This is a genomic window from Eubacterium sp. BIOML-A2, from assembly GCF_009680135.1.
GTDB classification, from domain to species: domain Bacteria; phylum Bacillota; class Clostridia; order Lachnospirales; family Lachnospiraceae; genus Faecalicatena; species Faecalicatena contortus_B.
The window spans coordinates 57,599-63,598 of the sequence record NZ_WKZK01000054.1; the positions used below are offsets into that span (position 1 = coordinate 57,599).

At 43.0% G+C, this 6,000-nt stretch carries 6 protein-coding genes; 2 read left to right on the forward strand and 4 right to left on the reverse strand.

Annotation, left to right across the window (positions count from 1 at the left end):
• Positions 1-858 precede the first annotated feature (858 nt).
• Together hisS and hisD are read right to left on the reverse strand one after the other, a co-directional pair.
• Positions 859-2,109 (reverse strand): histidine--tRNA ligase, encoded by a 1,251-nt coding sequence (gene hisS / locus GKG43_RS17290; RefSeq protein WP_055155376.1) that lies wholly within the window; start codon positions 2,107-2,109, stop codon positions 859-861.
• Between the two features lie 47 nt (positions 2,110-2,156).
• The gene (gene hisD, locus GKG43_RS17295; RefSeq protein ID WP_129880103.1) at positions 2,157-3,443 is read right to left on the reverse strand and encodes a histidinol dehydrogenase; all 1,287 of its coding nucleotides are present in this window, start codon (positions 3,441-3,443) and stop codon (positions 2,157-2,159) included.
• A 337-nt stretch (positions 3,444-3,780) separates the two neighbouring features.
• Between hisD and GKG43_RS17300 the strand changes: the two genes are divergently transcribed.
• Both GKG43_RS17300 and GKG43_RS17305 read left to right on the forward strand, forming a co-directional pair.
• Complete coding sequence (locus tag GKG43_RS17300; protein WP_025656851.1) at positions 3,781-4,221, forward strand: MarR family winged helix-turn-helix transcriptional regulator; 441 nt, start codon at positions 3,781-3,783, stop codon at positions 4,219-4,221.
• 13 nt (positions 4,222-4,234) lie between these two features.
• The gene (locus GKG43_RS17305) at positions 4,235-4,789 is read left to right on the forward strand and encodes an AraC family transcriptional regulator (protein ID WP_050639522.1); all 555 of its coding nucleotides are present in this window, start codon (positions 4,235-4,237) and stop codon (positions 4,787-4,789) included.
• On the opposite strand, the gene GKG43_RS17310 is transcribed toward GKG43_RS17305, so the two are convergent.
• Positions 4,778-5,230 carry an EamA family transporter gene (locus tag GKG43_RS17310; RefSeq protein WP_050639521.1) on the reverse strand — a complete coding sequence of 151 codons (453 nt, stop codon included), beginning with the start codon at positions 5,228-5,230 and terminating at the stop codon, positions 4,778-4,780. The two genes, GKG43_RS17305 and GKG43_RS17310, sit on opposite strands and share 12 nt — an antisense overlap.
• A gap of 35 nt (positions 5,231-5,265) precedes the next feature.
• Positions 5,266-5,721, reverse strand: a complete 456-nt coding sequence (locus tag GKG43_RS17315; protein WP_055155378.1) for an EamA family transporter — start codon at positions 5,719-5,721, stop codon at positions 5,266-5,268.
• Between the last annotated feature and the right edge of the window lie 279 nt (positions 5,722-6,000).

The window sequence follows — 6,000 nt, forward strand, 5'->3', positions numbered from 1 at the left end:
GGAGGCCGGGGAGGTGCCGGGGCTGTATATGCCGTTGCGATATGCACCCATGCTGCTAAGTGATTCTAGAACAGCCGATGCCGGATAGGCGGGTACGCTGAACACATCACGGGAAATCTGATGATTTCCCGCGCTGGGTTCAGCAACAACTTGATTTGGAGATCAAGTTTTTCCCCGCCTATCCGGCATCGGCTGTTCAAGAATCACTAAGCGCACTCCAGCATTTCGCAACGGCATATACAGCCCCAGCACCTTCCCGGCCTCCCTGTCATAAAGCTGGTTCATCCAATCGGCAGGAAAGCTTGCCTACCGGGTGGGATTCCGGACCGGGACAGCGGATGTGGATTGGCTATGCGTGTCTTTTCATCTTACAGATGTGTATTGAAATATTTTGATACTGGAACTGTATCCCATTGCTTATGTACACCTACTGGGGACATATAAGTCCCGCCAATTCTATTTCCATACGCTGCCCCCGTTTGAGGCCCCGCCTTAGGGACGAGTCCTTTTCCTGCCAGCCGGATGCGCCAGCTCCATGAAGGGATAGCCGAAAGCCTCCCGGAGAACATCCATGTCCTTTCAAAAACGCTCAAAGCGGACCTTAGAAATTCTTGGTGGGAAACAGCCCTGAAAATGGAGAGATTTTTGGATTCCAAATCCAAAAATCAGCTGACCCAGCGCGAGAAATCATCGGATTTCTCGTGATGTGTCAGTGGTGCTCCATTTTCAGGGCTGTTTCCCGCCTAGAATTTCTTAGGCCCGCGGCCGCGTTTTTGAAAGGACATGGATGTTCTCCGGGAGGCTTTCGGCTATCCATTTATGGAGCGCCCCCATCCGCGCCGAGGCTAAAGCTCGTCGCTAACTCCCGTAATACTCTGTAATGTCTGTATATCCCTGTTCTGTCAACTGTTCTTTCTGGAACTTTTTATTCTTTTTCATTTTTACAATCATGACCTGCCTGCCCGCCGCGCGTTCTCTTTTGGCAAGCTCCAATACTTTGAGCATTCCTTCAGCCGGCAGGTTCTTTTCTATCAGATATGCTTTTTTCTCCCTACCTGACGGCACCACGAAGCCCCGCTCCAGCAGAAGCATAACGATGCGTTCAAATCCGATGGAAAAGCCGACCGCAGGGATACTCTGTCCGGTAAATTTTCCGATCATTTCATCATAGCGCCCGCCGCCGCCGACACTTCCGCCGAACTCATCCATTGCGATTTCAAAAATGGTTCCCGTATAATAGGACATTCCCCGCACAAGCGCAGGATCGAAACTGATCCTGAAATCTGCTTCTTTTGCACTTTCCACACTGGTAATGATCATTTCCAATGAATCCGCCGCCTCATCCTCAAGAAAACCTTTTAGTTTTTCTTTACAGCTTCGTACACCCTCCACATCATTCGTAATCTCTTTAAATAACTGAAGGTATTTGTCCACGGATTCTTTCGCATATCCGTTTTCCTCTAATTCTGCTGCCACGCCGTCTATACCGATTTTATCCATCTTATCCAGTGTGATAAGGACACTTTCATAATCCGCTTCTGCAAATCCACTGTATGCCGCCATTGCTTTCAGGAATCTGCGGTCGTTGATACGGATGGTGAAGTTCTGAAAGGAAAGTTTTCCAAGCAGCGTCGTGGTCGCCAAAATCAGCTCTATCTCCGCCAGGTTGCCCGGTTCATCCAGAATGTCAATATCACACTGCATGAACTGACGGAAGCGTCCCCGCTGCGGCCTGTCCGCACGCCACACATTTCCGATCTGCAAAGCTTTAAAGGGAGATGGCAGCTCATTCGCATGATTGGAATAATACCGGGACAGCGGCACCGTTAAATCATAACGCAAACCGCCATCCACCAGATCGCTCTCCGCTTTGGCTGTATCGATCTTCAGCTTTTCTCCGCGTTTCAAAATCTTAAAGATTAGTTTTTCGTTGTCCCCGCCCTGCTTACTGCACAAATTTTCAATATGTTCTACACAGGGAGTCTCGATTGAGGAAAATCCAAATGATTTATATGTCTCCTTGATCAGCCCAATCACATAATCCCTGATTTCCATTTCCCCGGGCATCATGTCCTTCATTCCGGTAACCGGTTTTTTCTTTAACGCCATAACCTTACTCCTTTTTAAGCATCGGTAAAATGCCAATACTTTCGATTCTATTTTCTAATTTTAACTGCCAGGGCATGTGCCGACATTCCCTCGGACTCTGCAAGCTGAATGATATAATCCGCATTCTTCTTTAATGCAGCTTCCGGATAATGGATGACACTATATCCTCTCATAAATTCCAATACTGACATGCCGGAAGAAAATTTTGCAGTCCCGCATGTTGGAAGAATATGATTTGTTCCGCAGAAATAATCACCCACGGGTTCGGTACTGTACTCACCCACAAATACTGCGCCGGCATTCGTTAATTTTGTAAGTGCATCCTGATAATCATCCAATAACAGTTCCGCGTGTTCCGGAGCAATTTCATTTACGGCATCCACAGCTTCCTCGATAGAATCAACAATAAAAATATCTCCATAATTTTCAAATGTTTTTTGGGTTGCTTTTACAAGACCATGTTCTTTACACAAACGGTTGATTTCAGCCTTAATCTTTTGTGCCTGCTCTTCCGATAAACAGAAAGCAGTACTTGCCTCAAATCCCGTGCCGTGCTCTGCCTGAGACATCATATCTGCAGCTATAAAAACAGGATTCGCATTTTTGTCAGCGATAATTGCAATTTCAGAAGGCCCGGCGATGGAATCAATTTTCACTTCACCAAACAACAGCTTCTTTGCCATTTGGGTAAAGTTATTCCCAGGACCTGTTATTGCATCGACTTTCCTGACAGTTTCCGTCCCATAAGCGACAGCAGCTAACCCCTGGGAACCGGAAATTTTATAATAGTTTCTGATATTCAGATAGTCAGCTACATAAAGTAAATGTTCATCAATCGTTCCGTCTATTCTTGGTTTTGTCAGTATATATATGTTTGGAACTCCGGCCACGATGGCTGGAATCACGTTCATATATAATGTAGAGACGAGCGGCGCCATATTCCCGGGAACATTAATAGCCAGACTGTTAATCGGAGTATATCTTCGTTCGAGTACAGCGCCATCCTCATAGGTTTCAGAAAAGCTCGCAGGTAATTGCTTTTTATGAAATCTAAATAAATTGTCACAGGCTCTTTTTACAGACTCTTTAAATTCTTCTGATACTTTTTCTTTTGCATCTGCAAATTCTTCCTCTGTTACGAATAAGCCGATTTCATTCATATCAACATGGTCGAATTTCTTCATGTACTCATACAAAGCTTCGTCGCCCCGTGTCTTTACATCCTTCAGCACTTCCCTGACCGTAGTTTCCACCTCTTCAGGAATGCTGCTTCTTCGTTTAAGAAGATGATTGAATCTTGGGTTTTCATAACTAAATTTGCTGATTGTTACCATGGCTTTTCTCCTTTTCTTTTGATATATAGACGTTTGTTAAACGCCTGAACCCATTGATTTTACTGGGGTTCCTTACACTTTATATGTTTTTTCTCTGTTCCGGACGTTTACGTTTTAAAATAAAAAAAACGCCTGCAAGAGAATTTTTCCCTAACAAGCGTGGATCAAGCATCTGCCTAATATCAGTTAAAATAATAGCAATACAACTCTCATTTGTCAAGCCCAATGTTATCCAAAAACTTTCTTGACAAGCCAATTTAGTTAAGCTATAATAATTAAAACAACTTAACTAATTACAAAAGAGAAAATTAAACTTCACCCGGGGGGATGTAAACCAATGGATTTAAAAACGGCTTTGGATGCATTTTATTACAGTACAGTTTTATGTGACCTGCGACTGATGAACAAGCAGTTTGTGGATGAGACTCTTACCTATAACAGCCTGCTCTACCTGGAGCTTATTTTTTCGATGAAGGGAAAATGCACGGCTTCCAGAATTGCAAATTTACTCCAGGTCTCAAAACCTGCCATTACGCTGAAAATCAATGCATTGATCCGTCAGGGGCTGGTACTGAAAGTCCCGGATCCCGATGATCGCAGACAGAACATTTTAACTGTCAATGAGGAAGCTGTACTAAAATACAAAGTCTACCGCAGGCAGGACAATGAAGCGATCGCACGAATCCAAGAAAATTTTTCCGAGGAAGAGATCCAGCAATTTTGCAGAATGTTAGACATTATATCTACAATTAACTACGAGGAAATTGATGTAAAATGAGAGGTGAGGGAATATGAAAGTTCTTTTGGTCGATGAGAGGTTTTTTGATTTTAACTTATTGCGGAATTGCGTCGGCGACGGCATCTGCTCGCTGTTGGACGTTGACATGTTTGTGACGGGCAATGAGAAATCCGCACCGGTACAAATCCTTGAGCCGAAGCCGGATAAACCAGTTATTAATGATGCATCCTTCGACGTATCCCGTAGAAACCAGCAGCAGATGATACTTAATCAGGCTAAGGATTACCTGGACAATCATTACATGGATTTTGATTGTTCCTTATCTTCTGTAGCAAAATCCATACATATATCACCCAGCTATCTGAGTCTCATATTTAAAAAAGTAGTGGGGATAACATTTGTCAACTATCTTACTCTTTTACGCATCAATAAGGCAAAACAATTGTTATCCTCCACTGATCTTATGGTCTACGAGGTCTCTACAAGCGTGGGGTATGAAAATTATTCCTATTTCAGCACAGTATTTAAAAAAGCCACAGGTCTTTCTCCCAGAGAATACCGCTTGAATTACCACCACAAAGAAGAGCCCTGTGACCTATATCTCTGAAATTAAAATAACGCCGACAATACACATAATTATGCCGACCAACCGTTTAAGGGTAACTTTTTCTTTATAGAAAACGGCTCCAACAATCACCAGGGCAATTGCCAGCAATACATATAGTAAGACACTTCCAACGCTGAGATTCCACCCCATACGGAACATCAGCAGTACGGATACGTCCATACATACAAGGCATATGCCAAGTGCAGGTGCAGTCCAGTTGATTTTTTTCAATTCCAACATAAAGTTTTGCCCTTTTTTCGTTAAAAAAAACATTCCAATAACAACGATAAGACACACACCATAGCACAGACAAAGAGAAACATAAGGATCGATGGTTTCTGGTGTAACCTTCTGAATAATCATATAAGGAACACGGGAGACAACCATTAAGATTGCTGGAGCCAGATAATTTAATTTTGCAACTTTTTTTGTATCTTTCATATTTTATCCTCCATTGTAAATGTGACATTAGCTTATCATTTTTTTCTTGCAGCCTTTTCAGGGGAATTAATGATATAAAGTCCAACCGCACAGACAATTACACCAGTAATTTTCATCGCGGTGATATTTTCTCCAAAAAAACACACACCAATGATTACAACAATGACTGAGCAGGCAATATTCGCTATCAAAGATCCAATGCTGATATCCCAGCCGGCTCTGAACAATAAAATGAGTGAAAGATCAGCAAACACAATACACACTCCCAGACAATAGGACGTCCAATTTGCTTCAGCGGCAGCAGCAAGCAAATTTTTGTCTCTGCTTGTCAGTAGGAACAGGGCAATACAAACCAGAAGCGCCATACAGTAGGTAACTGCAAGAGAAACAAAAGGATTTATTTTCTCAGGTGTCGATTTTCCTACTACATTGTAAAATACATTGCCCAGAATTCCCAATAAAAGTGGTGAAATAAATATCAAAAAACCCATATAAATCTCCTTTCCGCGCGCCTTCGGCGCTGCACGAATCGTAATAAAAGTATTGAGGATCAAGTTCTTTTAAACGAACTGTTGACCCTCTGATCTATAGTGAAAAGACGCGCCTGATACCTTTTATGATATCAGGGCGTCTTATTTTTTATGATATAGGAAATTCCTCCGGAATTTCCTATATCATAAAAACCCTCCGGGAGGATGCACACGCCGCGATAAGGTATATAGCCGCAAAGCGGCATCGCGGCGGCCCCAAAGTGTGCAAGCCCCTCATGA

Bases quoted from the DNA above. Each gene is read 5' to 3' on its own strand.
- GKG43_RS17305 (WP_050639522.1), top strand. From the start codon at position 4,235: ATGAAAGTTCTTTTGGTCGATGAGAGGTTTTTTGATTTTAACTTATTG.
- GKG43_RS17310 (WP_050639521.1), bottom strand. From the start codon at position 5,230: ATGAAAGATACAAAAAAAGTTGCAAAATTAAATTATCTGGCTCCAGCA.
- GKG43_RS17315 (WP_055155378.1), bottom strand. From the start codon at position 5,721: ATGGGTTTTTTGATATTTATTTCACCACTTTTATTGGGAATTCTGGGC.
- GKG43_RS17300 (WP_025656851.1), top strand. From the start codon at position 3,781: ATGGATTTAAAAACGGCTTTGGATGCATTTTATTACAGTACAGTTTTA.
- hisS (WP_055155376.1), bottom strand. From the start codon at position 2,109: ATGGCGTTAAAGAAAAAACCGGTTACCGGAATGAAGGACATGATGCCC.
- hisD (WP_129880103.1), bottom strand. From the start codon at position 3,443: ATGGTAACAATCAGCAAATTTAGTTATGAAAACCCAAGATTCAATCAT.